The sequence below is a fragment of the Streptomyces sp. NPDC002851 genome (assembly GCF_053591935.1).
Genome location: NZ_JBSFUT010000034.1, coordinates 76,778 through 95,566, shown reverse-complemented (window position 1 = coordinate 95,566; position 18,789 = coordinate 76,778). Strand labels below are relative to the sequence as shown.

The 18,789-nt window shown below is 70.4% G+C and carries 18 protein-coding genes; 1 reads left to right on the top strand and 17 read right to left on the bottom strand.

Going from position 1 to position 18,789, the window contains the following annotated elements; genetic code table 11:
* Positions 1 to 93: 93 nt before the first annotated feature.
* From metK to pyrR, 13 genes are all read right to left on the bottom strand, one after another.
* Positions 94 to 1,305: a methionine adenosyltransferase gene (metK, locus tag ACWD10_RS29520; RefSeq protein ID WP_451096344.1), complete on the bottom strand. Its 1,212-nt coding sequence runs from the start codon at positions 1,303 to 1,305 to the stop codon at positions 94 to 96.
* 250 nt (positions 1,306 to 1,555) lie between these two features.
* The gene (gene coaBC / locus ACWD10_RS29515) at positions 1,556 to 2,845 is read right to left on the bottom strand and encodes a bifunctional phosphopantothenoylcysteine decarboxylase/phosphopantothenate--cysteine ligase CoaBC (RefSeq protein WP_451096342.1); all 1,290 of its coding nucleotides are present in this window, start codon (positions 2,843 to 2,845) and stop codon (positions 1,556 to 1,558) included.
* A gap of 85 nt (positions 2,846 to 2,930) precedes the next feature.
* Positions 2,931 to 3,203 carry a DNA-directed RNA polymerase subunit omega gene (rpoZ, locus tag ACWD10_RS29510; protein ID WP_149178995.1) on the bottom strand — a complete coding sequence of 91 codons (273 nt, stop codon included), beginning with the start codon at positions 3,201 to 3,203 and terminating at the stop codon, positions 2,931 to 2,933.
* 28 nt (positions 3,204 to 3,231) lie between these two features.
* Positions 3,232 to 3,825 (bottom strand): guanylate kinase, encoded by a 594-nt coding sequence (gene gmk, locus ACWD10_RS29505; protein ID WP_451096339.1) that lies wholly within the window; start codon positions 3,823 to 3,825, stop codon positions 3,232 to 3,234.
* A 38-nt stretch (positions 3,826 to 3,863) separates the two neighbouring features.
* Complete coding sequence (locus tag ACWD10_RS29500) at positions 3,864 to 4,190, bottom strand: integration host factor (RefSeq protein ID WP_451096337.1); 327 nt, start codon at positions 4,188 to 4,190, stop codon at positions 3,864 to 3,866.
* 264 nt (positions 4,191 to 4,454) lie between these two features.
* The gene (pyrF, locus tag ACWD10_RS29495; RefSeq protein WP_451096335.1) at positions 4,455 to 5,306 is read right to left on the bottom strand and encodes an orotidine-5'-phosphate decarboxylase; all 852 of its coding nucleotides are present in this window, start codon (positions 5,304 to 5,306) and stop codon (positions 4,455 to 4,457) included.
* Positions 5,303 to 6,424, bottom strand: coding sequence for a quinone-dependent dihydroorotate dehydrogenase (locus ACWD10_RS29490; protein WP_451096333.1), 1,122 nt, complete (start codon positions 6,422 to 6,424; stop codon positions 5,303 to 5,305). The genes pyrF and ACWD10_RS29490 overlap by 4 nt, the downstream gene beginning before the upstream one ends.
* 64 nt (positions 6,425 to 6,488) lie before the next feature.
* Positions 6,489 to 9,797 carry a carbamoyl-phosphate synthase large subunit gene (gene carB, locus ACWD10_RS29485; RefSeq protein WP_451096331.1) on the bottom strand — a complete coding sequence of 1,103 codons (3,309 nt, stop codon included), beginning with the start codon at positions 9,795 to 9,797 and terminating at the stop codon, positions 6,489 to 6,491.
* Positions 9,790 to 10,938 carry a glutamine-hydrolyzing carbamoyl-phosphate synthase small subunit gene (gene carA / locus ACWD10_RS29480; protein ID WP_451096329.1) on the bottom strand — a complete coding sequence of 383 codons (1,149 nt, stop codon included), beginning with the start codon at positions 10,936 to 10,938 and terminating at the stop codon, positions 9,790 to 9,792. Before carA ends, carB begins: the two co-directional genes overlap by 8 nt.
* A complete protein-coding gene (locus ACWD10_RS29475; RefSeq protein ID WP_451096327.1) occupies positions 10,935 to 11,519 on the bottom strand; it encodes a PH-like domain-containing protein in 585 nt (194 codons plus the stop codon). The genes carA and ACWD10_RS29475 overlap by 4 nt, the downstream gene beginning before the upstream one ends.
* The gene (locus ACWD10_RS29470; RefSeq protein ID WP_451096325.1) at positions 11,516 to 12,802 is read right to left on the bottom strand and encodes a dihydroorotase; all 1,287 of its coding nucleotides are present in this window, start codon (positions 12,800 to 12,802) and stop codon (positions 11,516 to 11,518) included. Before ACWD10_RS29470 ends, ACWD10_RS29475 begins: the two co-directional genes overlap by 4 nt.
* A gap of 2 nt (positions 12,803 to 12,804) precedes the next feature.
* Positions 12,805 to 13,785, bottom strand: coding sequence for an aspartate carbamoyltransferase catalytic subunit (locus ACWD10_RS29465; protein ID WP_451096323.1), 981 nt, complete (start codon positions 13,783 to 13,785; stop codon positions 12,805 to 12,807).
* 126 nt (positions 13,786 to 13,911) lie between these two features.
* A complete protein-coding gene (gene pyrR, locus ACWD10_RS29460) occupies positions 13,912 to 14,490 on the bottom strand; it encodes a bifunctional pyr operon transcriptional regulator/uracil phosphoribosyltransferase PyrR (RefSeq protein WP_451096321.1) in 579 nt (192 codons plus the stop codon).
* A gap of 221 nt (positions 14,491 to 14,711) precedes the next feature.
* Between pyrR and bldD the strand changes: the two genes are divergently transcribed.
* A complete protein-coding gene (gene bldD / locus ACWD10_RS29455; protein WP_041991662.1) occupies positions 14,712 to 15,212 on the top strand; it encodes a transcriptional regulator BldD in 501 nt (166 codons plus the stop codon).
* A 201-nt stretch (positions 15,213 to 15,413) separates the two neighbouring features.
* On the opposite strand, the gene nusB is transcribed toward bldD, so the two are convergent.
* The 4 genes from nusB to ACWD10_RS29435 all read right to left on the bottom strand — a co-directional run bounded on the left by nusB (position 15,414) and on the right by ACWD10_RS29435 (position 18,718).
* Positions 15,414 to 15,848: a transcription antitermination factor NusB gene (gene nusB, locus ACWD10_RS29450; protein ID WP_451096319.1), complete on the bottom strand. Its 435-nt coding sequence runs from the start codon at positions 15,846 to 15,848 to the stop codon at positions 15,414 to 15,416.
* Between the two features lie 2 nt (positions 15,849 to 15,850).
* A complete protein-coding gene (efp, locus tag ACWD10_RS29445) occupies positions 15,851 to 16,417 on the bottom strand; it encodes an elongation factor P (protein ID WP_451096317.1) in 567 nt (188 codons plus the stop codon).
* 52 nt (positions 16,418 to 16,469) lie between these two features.
* Entirely contained in the window at positions 16,470 to 17,600 is a 1,131-nt protein-coding gene (locus ACWD10_RS29440) for an aminopeptidase P family protein (protein ID WP_451096315.1), read from the bottom strand.
* 107 nt (positions 17,601 to 17,707) lie between these two features.
* Positions 17,708 to 18,718, bottom strand: coding sequence for an AAA family ATPase (locus tag ACWD10_RS29435; RefSeq protein ID WP_451096313.1), 1,011 nt, complete (start codon positions 18,716 to 18,718; stop codon positions 17,708 to 17,710).
* Positions 18,719 to 18,789: the final 71 nt, after the last annotated feature.

Here is an 18,789-nt window from a genome sequence, read left to right as displayed (position 1 = left end):
ACGGCCATGGCGGGCCCGATGCCGGGAAGGACGCCGATCGCGGTGCCGAGCAGCACGCCTATCGCGGCCCAGAGCAGATTGAGCGGGGTGAGGTCAGAGACCGGCGGCCTTGCGCAGCGCGTCCACGCGGTCCGTCTTCTCCCAGGTGAAGTCCGGCACCGGGCGGCCGAAGTGGCCGTAGGCGGCGGTCTGGGCGTAGATCGGGCGGAGCAGGTCGAGGTCGCGGATGATCGCGGCCGGGCGGAGGTCGAAGACCTCGCCGATGGCCTTCTCGATCTTCTCGGTGTCGATCGTGGCGGTGCCGAAGGTCTCCACGAACAGGCCGACCGGCTCGGCCTTGCCGATGGCGTACGCGACCTGGACCTCGCAGCGACCGGCGAGCCCGGCGGCCACGACGTTCTTCGCGACCCAGCGCATGGCGTACGCGGCCGAACGGTCCACCTTGGACGGGTCCTTGCCGGAGAAGGCGCCGCCGCCGTGGCGGGCCATGCCGCCGTAGGTGTCGATGATGATCTTGCGGCCGGTGAGGCCCGCGTCGCCCATCGGGCCGCCGATCTCGAAGCGGCCGGTGGGGTTGACCAGGAGGCGGTAGCCCTCGGTCTCCAGCTTGATGCCGTCGTCGAGGAGCGCCTTCAGCTCGGGCTCGACGACGAACTCGCGGATGTCGGGCGCGAGCAGCGAGTCCAGGTCGATGTCGGCGGCGTGCTGCGAGGAGACCACGACGGTGTCGAGGCGGACGGCCTTGTCGCCGTCGTACTCGATGGTGACCTGGGTCTTACCGTCGGGGCGCAGGTAGGGGATCGTGCCGTTCTTGCGCACCTCGGAGAGCCGCTTGGACAGGCGGTGGGCCAGGTGGATCGGCAGCGGCATCAGGTCGGGCGTCTCGTCCGAGGCGTAGCCGAACATCAGGCCCTGGTCGCCAGCGCCCTGCTTGTCCAGCTCGTCCTCCTCCTCGCCCTCGACGCGCGTCTCGTACGCCGTGTCGACGCCCTGCGCGATGTCCGGGGACTGCGAGCCGATGGAGACCGAGACGCCGCAGGAGGCGCCGTCGAAGCCCTTCTTCGAGGAGTCGTAGCCGATGTCGAGGATCTTGTCGCGGACCAGCGTCGCGATATCGGCGTACGCCTTGGTCGTGACCTCGCCGGCCACGTGGACCTGACCGGTGGTGATCAGCGTCTCGACGGCGACGCGGGACGAGGGGTCCTCGCGGAGCAGCGCGTCGAGAATGGTGTCGCTGATCTGGTCAGCGATCTTGTCGGGGTGGCCCTCGGTCACAGACTCCGAGGTGAACAGACGACGGGACACAACGCTCCCTGGGGTTGCAGCGGCTGCTGGCTGATCATTGGCGGACCGCCCGGGAGCTGCGCCCGTAACGATCCGCGACCAGTTTATAGGTCGTGCCAAGCCGCTGGACCACGCGTCTCGCTCCGTGGGAGCCCAGCGACCTGCGGCACTGCATTCTGCGACACCACCGTAGGGCTCCACCAGAGGGCCTGGGCCCTATTTCGCCCGGTTTGCTGCGGCGGGGGCGCCGAATACACCATTCACCGGATGTTCACCCGATGCGACGGGCGACCAGATCCCACACGGTGTCCGCCAGGTCCTCCTTGGGACCGTACGGCACCGGCGTCTCGCTGCCGTCGGAGCCGAGCACCACGGCCTCGTTCGCTTCCGAGCCGAAGGTCTTGCGCTCGCCCACCTCGTTGACGACGAGCAGGTCACAGCCCTTGCGGGCGAGCTTGGCCCGGCCGTTGGCGAGGACGTCGTCGGTCTCGGCGGCGAAGCCGACGATCACCTGGCCCGGGCGCGGGCGGTCGACGGAGATCTCCGCGAGGATGTCCGGGTTGCGGACGAGGGCGATCGGGGCGGGCTCCTCGTCGTCCTTCTTCTTGATCTTTCCGCTGGCGTACGCCTCCGGGCGGAAGTCGGCGACCGCGGCGGCCATCACCACGGCGTCGGCCTGTGCGGCGGCCTTGAGCACGGCCTCGCGCAGCTGCACCGCGGTGCCGACGTGGACGACCTCGACGCCTGCGGGGTCGGGCAGGTTCGCATTGGCCGACAGGAGCGTGACCCGGGCGCCGCGGGCGGCGGCGGTGCGGGCCAGGGCGTAGCCCTGCTTGCCGGAGGAGCGGTTGCCCAGGAAGCGGACCGGGTCGAGGGGCTCGCGGGTGCCGCCCGCGGTGATCACGACGTGCCGTCCGGTCAGATCGGGCTCCGCGGCGCCGCCCGGGGCGAGGCTGTGCCTTCTCAAGACGTGGTGGCAGACCTCGAAGATCTCGGCGGGCTCGGGCAGTCGGCCCTTGCCGGTGTCGACGCCGGTGAGGCGGCCGACGGCGGGCTCGATGACGATGGCGCCGCGGCGGCGCAGCGTCGCGACGTTCTCCTGGGTCGCCGGGTGCTCCCACATCTCGGTGTGCATGGCGGGCGCGAAGACGACCGGGCAGCGGGCGGTGAGCAGGGTATTGGTGAGCAGGTCGTCGGCGAGGCCGTGGGCGGCCTTGGCGAGCAGGTCGGCGGTGGCGGGGGCGACGACGACCAGGTCCGCGGCCTGGCCGATGCGGACGTGCGGCACCTCGTTCACGTCGTCCCAGACCTCGGTCGAGACCGGGTTGCCGGAGAGCGCGGACCAGGTGGCGGCGCCGACGAAGTTCAGCGCGGACCCGGTGGGTACGACGCGTACGTCATGGCCCGACTCGGTGAGCCGTCGAAGGAGCTCGCACGCCTTGTACGCGGCGATGCCGCCGCTGACTCCGAGCACGACCCTCGGTGTCGCGTCCGTCCTGTCCACCGTGTCTCCCCACCCTTCGGATTCCGTAGGCGCCCTGGTGACGCCGTACGCCTTCATGACACACCACAGGCCCGACAGTCGCGCTGCCGGGCCTGGAACTGGCTGGTGAGCCGACCGCCACCGGGGCGGTGGAGGTCTGCGCTTACTGCGCCGGGCCCTCGACGGCCTCGGAGGTCAGCAGACCCGCGTTGATCTCGCGCAGGGAGATCGAGAGCGGCTTCTCGTGCACGTGGGTGTCGACCAGCGGACCGACGTACTCGAGCAGGCCCTCGCCGAGCTGCGAGTAGTACGCGTTGATCTGGCGGGCACGCTTGGCCGCGTAGATCACGAGGCTGTACTTCGAGTCGGTGGCCTCGAGGAGCTCGTCGATCGGCGGGTTGATGATGCCCTCGGGCGCGGTGATGGAAGAGGACACGCTCTACCTTCCGAAGAATGGAAAAAGATCAGACAACGTTCATCAAGGCTAGCAGCTCACGCGCCACATCCTCGACGGAGGTATTGACGAGGGTGCTGTCGAACTCGGACTCCGCGGCCAGCTCGGTGCGCGCGGCCTCCAGGCGGCGCTCGATGACCTCGGGCGCCTCGGTGCCGCGGCCGGTCAGGCGGCGCACCAGCTCCTCCCAGCTGGGCGGGGCCAGGAAGACCAGCTGGGCGTCCGGCATCGACTCGCGGACCAGGCGGGCGCCCTGCAGGTCGATCTCGAGGAGCACGGGCTCGCCGTTCTGCAGGCGCTCCTCCACGGCCTTGCGGGGGGTGCCGTAACGGTTGCCGGCGAATTCGGCCCACTCGAGCAGCTCGCCGTTGGCGATCAGCTTGTCCATCTCCTCGTCGGAGACGAAGAAGTACTGCACGCCGTGCTTCTCCCCGGGGCGCGGCTTACGGGTCGTCGCCGAGACCGAGAGCCAGACCTCGGGGTGTTCCTTGCGCATATGAGCGACGACCGTGCTCTTGCCGACCCCGGAGGGGCCGGAGAGCACGGTCAGTCGCGGACGTGAATCCGGGGGTACGGGGGTCGCCCCCCGGGATGTTGCAGCCATGCAGCGATTATCCAGGTTCTCAGGACTGCCTGAGACCGTCAGGCGGCACCGCTGCTGCCGAACTCGCGCTCAAGCGACGCGATCTGGTTGGAGCCGAGTCCGCGCACGCGCCGACTCTCCGAAATGCCGAGCCGCTCCATGATCTGCTTGGCGCGGACCTTGCCCACGCCCGGCAGGGACTCGAGGAGGGCCGAGACCTTCATCTTGCCGATGACGTCGTTCTTCTGGCCCTGCTCGATGACCTCGTGCAGAGAGGCACCGGAGTGCTTGAGTCGATTCTTGACCTCGGCCCGCTCCCGGCGAGCCGCGGCGGCCTTTTCGAGCGCGGCTGCGCGCTGTTCAGGGGTAAGGGGCGGAAGAGCCACGCCTACGTCACCTCGGTTGTCGAACTGTCGGATACGGACCGGTGAGGAACCTAGTCGCCCCACACCTGGGGAGCAACGAGCAACGCGTTTGCCCGTGCGCTCTCGACGGAGACTAGCGGCAAGGACCGCCAGAGTCAGCGAGAACAGCGGAAAAGTCCTGGTCAGCCTTGCTTGAACTGTGCATATCGGACATATCGACCGAGATTTGAGGTGCACAGCTTGTCAAGAGGGCCTGAACAGGCACCCAGCCAACGCTCCAGGCTCCTACGCCGCCACCGCGTCCCGTACCTCTTCCGCGAACCGGGCCGCCGCCTCGCGGAGCGCGGCCGCGTCCGGCCCGAAGCGCAGCACGCCCCGACTGACGTTCGGTACGACGTTCCGTACCACCGGGCCGAAGACCCGCGGCAGGTCCGCCGGGGCCGCGCCCTGCGCCCCGATCCCGGGGGCGAGGAGCGGACCGTTGATGGCGAGGTCGTACTCCGGGTTGTCGGCGAGGTCGCCGAGCGTCGCGCCGACCACCGCGCCGAACGAGCCGAGCGGCTCGGCGCCCGCGTTCTCCGCCGCCAGGTGGGCCAGCATCGTGGCACCCACGGACCTGCCGTCGGCCCGCACCGCGCGCTGCACCTCCGCGCCCTCCGGGTTGGAGGTCAGGGCGAGCACGAAGAGCCCCGCCCCGTTCTCCCGGGCCAGCTCCACCGCGGGCTTCAGGGAGCCGTAGCCGAGGTACGGGGAGACCGTGAGGGCGTCCGAGAACAGCGGCGCGCCCTTGCGCAGATACGTCTCCGCGTACGCGGCCATGGTGGAGCCGATGTCGCCGCGCTTGGCGTCCATCACGACCAGGGCGCCCGCCTCCCGAGCCTCCTGGACCGAGGCCTCGAGGACGGCGATGCCGCGCGAGCCGAAGCGCTCGAAGAACGCGGACTGCGGCTTGAACACCGCGACCCGCTCGCCCAGGGCCTCGACGACCGTGCGCGAGAACCGCTCAAGGCCCTCGACCGTGTCCGGCAGGCCCCACGCGTCGAGCAGCGCGGCGTGCGGGTCGATGCCGACGCAGAGCGGGCCGCGGTCGTCCATGGCGCGGCGCAGGCGCGCGCCGAAGGGCTCCGGTTCAGTCATGCGGACTTCCTTACGTCGGCGCCGACGGCCTCGGCGAGGGTGGCGTACGGGCTGTTGTTCAGGCGGGCCGCGAGGCCCTTGTGGATCGCGCGCATCCAGAACGGGCCCTCGTAGATGAACGCGCTGTAGCCCTGAACCAGAGTCGCCCCGGCGAGGATGCGCTGCCAGGCGTCCTCGGCGGTCTCGATGCCGCCGACGCCGATGAGCGTGATGCGGTCGCCCACGCGCGCGTAAAGCCGCCGCAGGACGTCCAGGGAGCGCTCCTTCAACGGTGCCCCGGAGAGGCCGCCGATCTCCTTGACGAGCGCCGGGTCCGAGGTCAGGCCGAGGCCGTCGCGCGCGATGGTGGTGTTGGTGGCGATGATGCCGTCCAGGCCGAGCTCCACGGCCAGGTCGGCGACCGCGTCGATGTCCTCGTCCGCGAGGTCGGGCGCGATCTTGACCAGGAGCGGGACGCGGCGGCCGGTGACGCTGCGGTCGGCGGCCTCGCGTACGGCGGTCAGGAGCGGTCGCAGAGACTCGGTGGCCTGGAGGCTGCGCAGGCCCGGGGTGTTCGGCGACGAGACGTTCACGACCAGGTAGTCGGCGTGGCGTGCGAGGCGCTCGGCCGACTTCACGTAGTCGGCGGCCGCCTCGGCCTCCGGTACGACCTTCGTCTTGCCGATGTTGACGCCAACTGCCGTACGGCTGTGCTTGTTACCGAGGGCGGCCTCTCGCGCGGCGAGGCGCTGCGCGACGGCCGCCGAACCCTCGTTGTTGAAGCCCATGCGGTTGATCAGGGCGCGGTCCGGGATCAGCCGGAAGAGCCGCTTCTTGGGGTTGCCGGGCTGCGGCTCGCCCGTGACGGTGCCGATCTCGATGTGGTCGAAGCCGAGCATCGCCATGCCGTCGATCGCGACGGCGTTCTTGTCGAACCCGGCGGCGAGCCCGAACGGCCCGTGCATCCGCAGGCCGAGCGCCTCGGTGCGCAGCTCCTTGAAGCGGGGGGCGAGGACGGCCGCCACAAAAGTACGGAGCCCGGGGATGCGGGCCGCAAGCCGGATCCAGCGGAAGGCCAGGTGGTGGGCCTGCTCCGGGTCCATGCGCTTGAAGACGAGGGAGAAGAAGAACTTGTACATGGGGTGTCCTGGGGTGTCCTCACGAAGAGGGGGACACCGTTTCCGGTGTCCCCCCATCCGATGGCTAGTCGCGGGCCGCGGTCAGGTGCTGTGCGTGTTCCTGAAGTGAACGGACGCCCACGTCCCCGTGGTTGAGCGCGTCGATGCCCTGCACGGCGGCGGCGAGCGCCTGCACCGTGGTCAGGCAGGGCACGCTGCGCGCGACGGCGGCGGTACGGATGTCGTAGCCGTCGAGGCGGCCGCCGGTGCCGTACGGGGTGTTGACGATCAGGTCGACGACGCCCTCATGGATGAGCTGGACGATGGTCTTCTCACCGTTCGGGCCCTCGCCCTGCGACTGCTTGCGCACGACGGTGGCGTTGATGCCGTTGCGCTTGAGCACCTCGGCGGTGCCGGAGGTGGCGAGCAACTCGAAGCCGTGGGCGACGAGTTCCCGCGCCGGGAAGATCATCGAGCGCTTGTCCCGGTTGGCGACCGAGATGAACGCCCGGCCCTTGGTGGGCAGCGGACCGTACGCCCCGGCCTGCGACTTGGCGTATGCCGTGCCGAAGACCGAGTCGATGCCCATGACCTCGCCGGTGGAGCGCATCTCCGGGCCGAGGACGGTGTCGACGCCGCGGCCGTGGATGTCGCGGAACCGCGACCACGGCATGACGGCCTCCTTGACGGAGATCGGCGCGTCCATCGGGAGCGTGCCGCCGTCGCCCTCGGCCGGAAGCAGACCCTCCGCGCGCAGCTCGGCGATGGTGGCGCCGAGCGAGATGCGCGCGGCGGCCTTGGCGAGCGGCACCGCGGTGGCCTTCGAGGTGAAGGGGACGGTACGCGAGGCGCGCGGGTTGGCCTCGAGGACGTACAGGATGTCCCCGGCCATCGCGAACTGGATGTTGATCAGTCCGCGGACGCCGACTCCCTTGGCGATGCCCTCGGTCGAGGCGCGAAGCCGCTTGATGTCGAAGCCGCCGAGGGTGATCGGGGGCAGCGCGCACGCCGAGTCGCCGGAGTGGATACCGGCCTCCTCGATGTGCTCCATGACGCCGCCGAGGTAGAGCTCGTGGCCGTCGTAGAGCGCGTCCACGTCGATCTCGATGGCGTCGTCCAGGAAGCGGTCGACGAGCACCGGCCGCGAGGGGCTGATCTCGGTCGACTCCTCGATGTACGCCGAGAGCCGGGCCTCGTCGTACACGATCTCCATGCCGCGGCCGCCGAGCACGTACGACGGGCGGACGAGCACCGGGTAGCCGATCTCGTCAGCGATGTTCTTCGCTTCCGCGAACGTCGTGGCGGTGCCGTGCTTGGGCGCCGGAAGCCCGGCCTCCGCGAGCACGCGGCCGAAGGCGCCGCGGTCCTCGGCGGCGTGGATGGCCTCCGGCGGGGTGCCGACGACCGGGACGCCGTTGTCCTTGAGGGCCTGGGAGAGGCCGAGCGGGGTCTGGCCGCCGAGCTGCACGATGACGCCGGCGAGCGGGCCCGCCTGCTGCTCGGCGTGCACGATCTCCAGGACGTCCTCGAGAGTGAGCGGCTCGAAGTAGAGCCGGTCGGAGGTGTCGTAGTCGGTGGAGACCGTCTCCGGGTTGCAGTTGACCATCACCGTCTCGTAGCCCGCCTCGCTGAGCGCGAAGGAGGCGTGGACACAGGAGTAGTCGAACTCGATGCCCTGACCGATCCGGTTCGGGCCCGAGCCCAGGATGATCACGGCGGGCTTCTCGCGCCGTGCGACCTCGGTCTCCTCGTCGTAGGAGGAGTAGAAGTACGGCGTCTTGGCGGCGAATTCGGCGGCGCAGGTGTCGACCGTCTTGTAGACCGGGCGCACCCCGAGTGCGTGCCGGACCTCGCGCACGACGTCCTCGCGCAGGCCGCGGATCTCGGCGATCTGGTGGTCCGAGAAGCCGTGCCGCTTGGCCTCGGCGATCAGGTCGGCGGTCAGCTCCGGGGCACCGGCGAGCTCGTCGGCGGTCTCCTTGATGAGGAAGAGCTGGTCCACGAACCAGGGGTCGATCTTCGTGGCGTCGAAGACCTCGTCCGGCGTCGCGCCCGCGCGGATGGCCTCCATGACGAGGTTGATCCGGCCGTCGGTGGGCCGGACGGCCTCGCGGAGGAGTTCGGCCTTGTCGCCGGTCGGGCCGACGAAGGTGAACTGCGAGCCCTTCTTCTCCAGGGAGCGCAGCGCCTTCTGGAACGCCTCGGTGAAGTTACGGCCGATCGCCATGGCCTCGCCGACCGACTTCATGGTGGTGGTGAGGGTGGAGTCGGCGGACGGGAACTTCTCGAATGCGAACCGCGGGGCCTTGACCACGACGTAGTCGAGCGTCGGCTCGAAGGAGGCCGGGGTCTGCTCGGTGATGTCGTTGGGGATCTCGTCGAGCGTGTAGCCGACGGCCAGCTTGGCGGCGATCTTGGCGATCGGGAAGCCGGTGGCCTTGGAGGCGAGCGCGGACGAACGGGACACCCGCGGGTTCATCTCGATGACGATCACGCGACCGTCCTCGGGGTTGACCGCGAACTGGATGTTGCAGCCGCCGGTGTCGACGCCGACCTCGCGGATCACGGCGATGCCGATGTCCCGCAGGGTCTGGTACTCGCGGTCGGTGAGCGTCATCGCCGGGGCGACGGTGATGGAGTCGCCGGTGTGCACGCCCATCGGGTCGAAGTTCTCGATGGAGCAGACGACCACGACGTTGTCGTGCTTGTCGCGCATCAGCTCCAGCTCGTACTCCTTCCAGCCGAGGATGGACTCCTCAAGGAGCACCTCGGTGGTCGGCGAGAGCGTGAGGCCCTGACCGGCGATGCGGCGCAGCTCCTCCTCGTTGTGCGCGAAGCCGGAACCGGCGCCGCCCATGGTGAAGGAGGGGCGGACGACGACGGGGTAGCCGCCGAGCTCCTCGACGCCCCTGAGGACGTCGTCCATGGAGTGGCAGATGTAGGAGCGGGCGGACTCGCCGTGCCCGATCTTGGCGTTGACGGCCTCCACGACCTCCTTGAACAGGTCGCGGTCCTCGCCCTTGTTGATCGCCTCGACGTTGGCGCCGATCAGTTCGACGGAGTACTTGTCCAGGGTGCCCGCCTCGTGCAGCGAGATCGCGGTGTTGAGCGCGGTCTGGCCGCCGAGGGTGGGCAGCAGCGCGTCGGGGCGCTCCTTGGCGATGATCTTCTCGACGAACTCGGGGGTGATCGGCTCGACGTACGTGGCGTCGGCGATCTCCGGGTCGGTCATGATCGTCGCCGGGTTGGAGTTGACCAGGATGACGCGCAGGCCCTCGGCCTTGAGGACGCGGCAGGCCTGGGTCCCGGAGTAGTCGAACTCGGCGGCCTGGCCGATCACGATCGGGCCGGAGCCGATGACCAGGACGGACTGGATATCGGTGCGCTTAGGCACGCTCGGCCTCCATCAGAGATACGAAGCGGTCGAAGAGGTACGCGGCGTCGTGCGGGCCCGCGGCCGCTTCGGGGTGGTACTGGACGGAGAAGGCGGGCTGGTCGAGCAGCCGCAGTCCTTCCACCACGTTGTCGTTCAGGCCGACGTGGGACACCTCGGCGCGGCCGAAGGGCGTCTCGCTGACCTGGTCGAGGGGTGCGTCGACGGCGAAGCCGTGGTTCTGCGCGGTGATCTCGACCTTGCCGGTCGTACGGTCCTGCACCGGCTGGTTGATGCCGCGGTGGCCGTACTTCAGCTTGAAGGTGCCGAAGCCGAGCGCGCGGCCCAGGATCTGGTTGCCGAAGCAGATGCCGAACAGCGGGGTCCTGCGCTTCAGGACGGCGGTCATCAGGGCGACCGGTCCGTCGGCGGTGGCCGGGTCGCCGGGGCCGTTGGAGAAGAACACGCCGTCCGGGTTGACCGCGTAGACGTCCTCCTCGGTGGCGGTGGCGGGAAGCACGTGCACCTCGATGCCGCGCTCGGCCATGCGCTGCGGGGTCATGCCCTTGATGCCGAGGTCGATGGCGGCGACGGTGAACTTCTTCGCACCGATCGCGGGGACGACGTACGCCTCCTCGGTGGTGACGTTCTCGTACAGGCTGGCGCCCTTCATCTGGGGCTGTGCCTGTACGCGCGCGACGAGGTCGGACTCCGGGACCCCGGCGAGCGCCTCGCCGGAGAAGATGCCCGAGCGCATCGCGCCGCGCTCGCGCAGGTGGCGGGTGAGGGCCCGGGTGTCGATGCCGGAGATGCCGACGATGCCCTGGTTGACCAGCTCGTCGTCGAGGGAGCGCTGGGCCCGCCAGTTGGAGGGGATGCGGGCGGGGTCACGTACGACATAGCCCGAGACCCAGATGCGGCGGGACTCGTCGTCCTCGTCGTTCCAGCCGGTGTTGCCGATCTGCGGGGCGGTGGACACCACGATCTGCCGGTCGTACGAGGGGTCGGTCAGGGTCTCCTGGTAGCCGGTCATGCCGGTGGAGAACACGGCCTCGCCGAAGGTCTCCCCCACGGCCCCGTAGGCACGGCCGCGGAACACACGTCCGTCCTCCAGGACGAGTACGGCGGGAGCTTTTCCGGCTCCCCTGGTGGAGGTGGTCATCGTGCGTGGCCTTCCGTCGGTTCGGTCATCTTGGTTGGCTCGGTCATCTTGTTCAGGGTGTCGACCCACTCGGTGTGCTCGGCGGCGTGGTCGGAGCGGAAGCCGGAGTCGAGCAGCTTGCCTCCGTGCTCCCAGGTGACGATGAGCAGCCCGCCCTCGGCGAGGACCTTCCCGGCGATGCCCTTGTCGAGGCGGGCCTCGCGCAGTTGGGCGGCCGGGATGAAGAAGTCCCCGGCCCCGGGGCGCAGGACCGTCAGGCCCTCGCCGGTGAGCGTCAGCTCGGCCCGGCTGCGGGTGCCGAGACCGTGGGCCACGATCCGGTCGAGCCACTGCCCGGCCGTGGTGGACCCGTGGTACCGGCCGCTCAGCTCAAGTTTGGCCGGGCCCGTGGTGTCCGGCACCGCGGGCAGCTCGGGCAGATCGCCCTGGAGCGTGGCGCGCCACTTCCAGCCCTGGCGCATCAGCCAGTAGACGAGCGCCACGAAGAGCGCCAGGCCGACCAGCCAGCCGATGCGTGCGGCCCAGTCCGTCACCTCCGCCGATTTCTGTTCGGCGGCCTGAATCAGCAGTGGTGTGCTCACGCCAGCTTCCCGTCGATGACCGTGGCCCGGCCCCGCAGGAACGTGTGGGTGACGCGCCCCGGCAGCTCGCGGCCCTCGTACGGGGTGTTGTGGCTACGGGAGGCGAATCCGGCGGGGTCCACGGATCCACGGTATGCCGGATCGACCAGGGTGAGGTTGGCGGGCTCACCAGCCGAGACGGGGCGTCCGTGGCCGTCGAGGCGGCCGATCTTCGCGGGATTGACGGACATCCGCTCGGCGACGCCCGCCCAGTCGAGCAGACCGGTCTCCACCATCGTCTGCTGCACCACGGAAAGCGCGGTCTCCAGGCCGACCATGCCCATGGCGGCCGCGGCCCACTCGCAGTCCTTGTCCTCGTGCGGGTGCGGGGCGTGGTCCGTGGCGACGATGTCGATCGTGCCGTCCGCCAGGGCCTCGCGCAGCGCCATCACGTCACGCTCGGTGCGCAGCGGCGGGTTCACCTTGTAGACCGGGTTGTACGTGCGCACCAACTCGTCGGTGAGGAGCAGGTGGTGCGGGGTGACCTCGGCGGTGACGTCGATGCCGCGGGACTTGGCCCACCGTACGATCTCGACGCTGCCCGCGGTCGACAGGTGGCAGATGTGCACCCGGGAGCCGACGTGTTCGGCAAGCAGCACATCGCGGGCGATGATCGACTCCTCGGCGACGGCGGGCCAGCCGCCCAGACCGAGCTCGGCGGAGACGGTGCCCTCGTTCATCTGGGCGCCCTCGGTGAGCCGCGGCTCCTGGGCGTGCTGCGCGACGACGCCGTCGAAGGCCTTCACGTACTCGAGCGCCCGGCGCATGATCACCGCATCGTCGACGCACTTGCCGTCGTCCGAGAAGACCTTGACCTCGGCGGCGGAGTCGTGCATGGCGCCCAGCTCGGCGAGCTTCTTGCCCTCCAGGCCGACGGTGACGGCGCCGACCGGCTGCACATCGCAGTAACCGGACTCGCGGCCAAGCCGCCAGACCTGCTCGACGACGCCCGCGGTGTCGGCGACCGGGAAGGTGTTGGCCATGGCGTGCACGGCGGTCCAGCCGCCGCGCGCCGCGGCCTTGGTGCCGGTGAGAACGGTCTCGGAGTCCTCACGGCCGGGCTCGCGCAGGTGCGTGTGCAGGTCGACGAGGCCGGGCAGAAGGACCTGGCCGTCGGCCTCGATGACCTGGGCACCCTCGGCGGAGAGCCCGGTGCCGACGGCCGCGATGGTCTCACCGTCGATCAGAACGTCCTGAACCTCGCCACCCAGGACCTTGGCGCCACGGATAAGGGTCTTGCTCATGGTTACTTGCTCTCCTCGGTACGGGCATGGGTGACGGCGGGTTCGTTGCCGCCGAGCAGCAGATACAGAACGGCCATCCGGATGGAGACACCGTTGGTCACCTGCTCGATGGCGGTGCAGCGCTCCGAGTCGGCGACCTCGGCGGTGATCTCCATGCCGCGGACCATCGGCCCGGGGTGCATGACGACGGCGTGCCCGGGCATCTTCGCCATCCGCTCGCCGTCGAGCCCGTACCGACGCGCGTACTCCCGCTCGGTGGGGAAGAACGCGGCGTTCATCCGCTCCCGCTGGACGCGCAGCATCATCACCGCGTCGGACTTGGGCAGTTCGCGGTCGAGGTCGTAACTGACGGCGCAGGGCCAGGTGTCGACGCCGACGGGCAGCAGGGTGGGCGGCGCGACCAGGGTGACCTCGGCGCCGAGGGTGTGCAGCAGGTCGACGTTGGAGCGGGCGACCCGGCTGTGCAGCACATCGCCGACGAGGGTGATCCGCTTGCCGCTGAGGTCCTGGCCGAGCCCGGCGTCCGGGCCGATCAGACGGCGGCGCATCGTGAAGGCGTCAAGGAGCGCCTGCGTGGGGTGCTGGTGGGTGCCGTCACCGGCGTTGATGACGGGGGCGTCGATCCAGCCGGAGTTGGCCAGGCGGTACGGGGCGCCGGAGGCGCTGTGCCGGATGACGACGGCGTCGACGCCCATCGCCTCCAGGGTCTGTGCGGTGTCCTTGAGCGACTCGCCCTTGGAGACGCTGGACCCCTTCGCGGCGAAGTTGATCACGTCCGCGGAGAGCCGCTTCTCGGCGGCCTCGAAGGAGATCCGGGTGCGGGTCGAGTCCTCGAAGAAGAGGTTGCAGACGGTCCGTCCGCGCAGGGTGGGCAGTTTCTTGATCGGCCGGTCGGCGACCCGGGCCATCTCCTCGGCGGTGTCGAGGATCAGGACGGCGTCGTCGCAGGTGAGGTCGGCGGCCGAGATGAGGTGACGCATCATCGGGGTGGCTCCAGGCGAGGGACTGCTGGGAATCCGGAGGGTTCGGGCATAAGGGCGCCGGGTCGGCGCCCTACGGGCGCGCAGCGGCGCACTGAGGCGCCACGGGGTGTGCGCCGGGGTGGGGTGCTACTGCTCGCCGGCCGGGGCGTCCTGCTTGTCACCGAGCAGTACGGTGTCGCGACCGTCCTCCTCGGCGAGCTGGACCTTGACCGTCTCCCGCAGCGACGTGGGGAGGTTCTTGCCGACGTAGTCGGCGCGGATGGGCAGTTCGCGGTGGCCGCGGTCGACCAGGACCGCCAGCTGTACGGCCCGCGGGCGCCCGATGTCGTTCAGGGCGTCGAGGGCGGCGCGGATGGTGCGGCCGGAGAAGAGCACGTCGTCGACGAGGACCACGAGGCTCCCGTCGATCCCGTCGCCGGGGATGTCGGTACGCGCGAGCGCCCGCGGCGGGTGCATCCGCAGGTCATCGCGGTACATGGTGATGTCGAGCGACCCGCACGGGATGGCGCGGCCGGTGATCTCCGCGAGTTTCGCCGCGAGCCGCTGGGCCAGGAAGACCCCGCGGGTCGGAATGCCGAGAAGCACGACGTCGTCGGCGCCCTTCGCGCGTTCGACCATTTCGTGAGCGATGCGGGTCAATACCCGCGCGATGTCGGGGCCTTCGAGAACGGGCCGAGCGACATCGGAACTGCTTTTGGCGTCCATACGAAACGGACCTCCTTCTCCGCCTCACGGGACGGACCTTAAAGGACGTCTGGATTGCGCCATCTACCGTATCAGTAGCGGCAACACCGCAGCTCACCCCCCACCTGGCGGGCGGTACGGACCTTTCGGCTTGACGCATCCAAGTAACGCTGCGTAACCTCACAGTGAGTCACTAGGCACGCGTCCAAGCCGCATGATGAATGCAGCGTCCGGGGAGCTATATGTCCAGCGAATACGCCAAACAGCTCGGGGCCAAGCTCCGGGCCATCCGCACCCAGCAGGGCCTTTCCCTCCACGGTGTCGAGGAGAAGTCCCAGGGACGCTGGAAGGCGGTCGTGGTCGGTTCGTACGAGCGTGGCGACCGCGCCGTGACGGTGCAGCGTCTTGCCGAGCTGGCCGATTTCTACGGCGTTCCGGTGCAGGAGCTCCTGCCGGGCACGACCCCGGGCGGCGCCGCCGAGCCGCCGCCGAAGCTCGTTCTGGACCTGGAGCGGCTCGCCCATGTCCCGCAGGAGAAGGCCGGACCGCTGCAGCGGTACGCGGCAACGATCCAGTCGCAGCGCGGTGACTACAACGGCAAGGTGCTCTCGATCCGCCAGGACGACCTGCGTACCCTCGCCGTGATCTATGACCAGTCCCCCTCGGTCCTCACCGAGCAGCTGATCAGCTGGGGCGTCCTGGACGCGGACGCGCGCCGCGCGGTCGCTCACGAAGAGGTCTGATTCCGTACAGGACACCAGCAGAAACGTGCCGCCGGGGGTGGCCGGGCCGAGAGGCCACGGCCACCCCCGGCGGCGTTGTGACGTCCGCCCACGGCATCCCGGGCGTCCGTGCGTACGCGCACCGCCCCAGGCAACGACGACGGGCCCGTGCCACGCTGTTCGCGTGGGACGGGCCCGTCGTCGTAAGGCCGGTAGGCCGGGTCAGTCCTCGGACCGCCGCAGCGTCGGCTTGAGGTCCTTGAGACGGCCGAGCAGGCCGTTCACGAAGGCCGGCGACTCATCCGTGGAGAACTCCTTGGTGAGCTGCACGGCCTCGTCGAGAACGACGGCGTCGGGGGTCTCGTCCACCCAGATCAGCTCGTACGCGCCGAGGCGCAGGATGTTCCGGTCGACGACCGGCATCCGGTCGAGCGTCCAGTCCACGGCGTACTGCGAGAGCAACTCGTCGATCCGGGACGCCTTGGTGGCGTAGCCCTCGACCAGCTGCATGGTGTACTCGCTGACCGGCGGCTGCCGGGTGTCGGTCCGGGCGTGCCGGAGCCAGTCGCCGAGCACGGTCTCCACACCGGCGCCGCGCTGGTCGGCCTCGAAGAGGATCTGGAAGGCACGCTTACGGGCCGTGTTTCGGGCAGCCACGGTTAGCTGGTCACCCGGCCGAGGTAGTCGCTGGTGCGCGTGTCGACCTTGATCTTCTCACCGGTGGTGATGAAGAGCGGGACGTTGATCTGGTGGCCGGTCTCCAGGATGGCGGGCTTGGTGCCACCGGTGGAGCGGTCGCCCTGGACGCCCGGCTCGGTCTCCCGGATGGTCAGCTCGACCGCGGCGGGCAGCTCGACGAAGAGCACCTCGCCCTCGTGCTGCGCGACGGTCGCCTCGAAGCCCTCGACCAGGAAGTTCGCGGCGTCGCCGACGGTCTTGCGGTCGATGTGCAGCTGGTCGTACGTCTGCATGTCCATGAAGACGAAATAGTCGCCGTCCATGTACGAGAACTGCATGTCGCGCTTGTCGACAGTGGCCGTCTCGACCTTGACGCCGGCGTTGAAGGTCTTGTCGACCACCTTGCCGGAGAGCACGTTCTTGAGCTTGGTGCGCACGAAAGCCGGGCCCTTACCGGGCTTGACGTGCTGGAACTCGACGACGGACCACAGCTGGCCGCCGTCGAGCTTGAGCACCATGCCGTTCTTGAGGTCGTTCGTGGAAGCCACGGTTGCGGAATCTCCTGGACTGAAGCTGGTGGGACCTCGAAGGCCGTACGCGCTAGAGCGCGAGCAGCTCCTTGGTCGTAATGGTGAGTAGCTCGGGTCCGCCGTCCGCCTCGGGGCGCACGACGAGCGTGTCATCGATCCGGACACCGCCCCGGCCCGGGAGGTGGACCCCCGGTTCGACGGTGACCGGCACACGAGCGTCCAGTTTACCCATGGCCGCCGGGGCCAACTGCGGGTCCTCGTCGTTTTCGAGTCCGACACCGTGCCCGGTCCTCGGCGCGAGCCCGTGCCCGTGCCCCGCGGCGTCCAGGACGGAGCGCGCGGCACGGTCCACTTCCCGGTACTCGGCGCCCGGTACGAGCGCCTCGCGTCCGGCCCGCTGCGCGGCGAAGACCAGGTCGTACAGCTCGATCTGCCAATCCGAGGGGGTGGTGCCAATAACAAAGGTACGACCGATCTCGCTGCGGTAGCCGCGGTAGCAGGCGCCCAGGCAGACGGTGAGGAAGTCGCCCTCCTCGACGCGGCGGTCCGTGGGGCGGTGACCGCCCAGGCCCGAGTTGACGCCCGAGCCCACCGAGGTGGGGAACGCCGGACCGTCGGCGCCGTGGTCGACCAGGCGGCGCTCGAGCTCCAGGGCGAGGTGCCGTTCGGTCCGGCCGACCAGGATGGACTCGAGCAGCTCGCCGAGGGCCTGGTCGGCGATCTCGGCGGCGATCCGCAGGCAGGAGAGCTCTTCCTCGTCCTTGATCAGACGCAGCTGCTCCACGGCGCAGCCCAGGTCGGCGAGGCGGAGCCGGGGCGCGACGGAGCCGAGGGCGCGGTGCCGGGCGACCGTCAGATGGTGCTCCTCGACCGCGAGCGACTCGGCGCCCCGCCCGGCGGCGAGGTCGGCGGCCGCGACGGCCGGGTCACCGCCGGGCCCCGGCAGCTCCTGGACCAGCAAGGACGCGTCGAGGCGCCCCTCGGCGGGGCGACCGCTCGGCGGTACGCCCGGAGGGCTGCCCGGGGAGCCGACGCACAACAGAACGTCCTCGCCCGGGCCGAGTAGCAGGACCGCGTCACGGGGTGCCGCGCCCGCGAGATAGCGGACGTTGGCGGGGCGGGAGACGACAGCCGCCGCGCTGCCGCCGGCTGTGCACTGCTCTCGGAGCCGATCCCTGCGGGCCGCGTACACCTCGGACATGTGCCGAGCGTACGAGGGGCGGGGCGGGGTGGCCTGGTCAGCGCGTCCGACCGGGGATGTGGTCCGCCGGCTCGGGCCGCGCCCCTACCACTGCGGCGGGCCGGCGCCTACCACTGCGGCGGGCTGGCGATGGCGCGGGCCAGTACGTCGTCCAGGACTCGGGCCGTGGTGGGGACGTCGTACTGGGAGTTGTCGATGATCGGGAGTCCGGAGCCGTACCAGCCGGCCATGCGGCCGTGGATGCGGGCCACCTCTTCATTGGTGAGGCGGCGGTTGCCGGAGCGCTGGGCGTTGCGCTCCAGGACGATCTCCAGGCCCGGCAGGAGCACGACGGGGAGCAGGCCGGGGCCCACGTGCCGCTTCCAGCCGCCGAGGCCGACGACCGGGCGGTCCGGGAAGACGGCGTCGTCGAGGATGCAGGAGATTCCGTTGGCCAGGAAGTTCCGCGCGGCGAAGCCGCAGGTGCGGCGGGCCAGGCGGTACTGGGCCTCGGAGTTGTCGTTCCAGCCGGACTGCGGGTCGGCGAAGCCGGAGCGGACCCATTCGCGTACGTCGTCGAGGCTGATGTGGGCCGTGGGGACGCGGCGGTGCTCGGCCCAGTACTTGGCGACCGAGGTCTTGCCCGCGCCCGCGGGGCCGATGAGGAGCACGGCGAGCGTGGTGGCGCCGGTGTCGCCCTGGGTGGCGCCGGGCGGGGGGCTCGGCACGGCGACCGGGCCACCGGGCGGGAGCTGGACGTGCCCGGTGTTGCCATCGGGCACCGTCTGGGCGGAGGCGGGCGCCGGGGGCTGCTGCGCCGGGGGGCCCTGCGGATGGCCGTTGAACCCCGGCGGGTGCGGGGGCCCGGCCGGGGCGTGCGGCGCCGGAGGCGGACCAGAGGGCGCGGGGCCCGCAGGTGGGCCGGAAGGCGCAGGGGCCGGAGGCGGGCCGGAAGGCGCGGGGGCCTGTGGGGCGGGTGGCTGCCCGGGGTGTTGTGGGGCGCCCTGGGGCTGACCGGCCCCGGGGTGGGGGGCTTGGCCCGGTGGGCCCGGGTGTTGTGCGGCCGGCGACCAGCCGGTGGCCGGTCCGTGCCCCGGCTGGTGGGGCGGCGGCAGCGGATTCCCCACTGCGTGCTGCATCCGGTGCCACTCCGTCTCGTACAGGCAACAGGCGCTGGTCGGGCGCTTCTTCGGCAGAGCCGTGGCGCCCG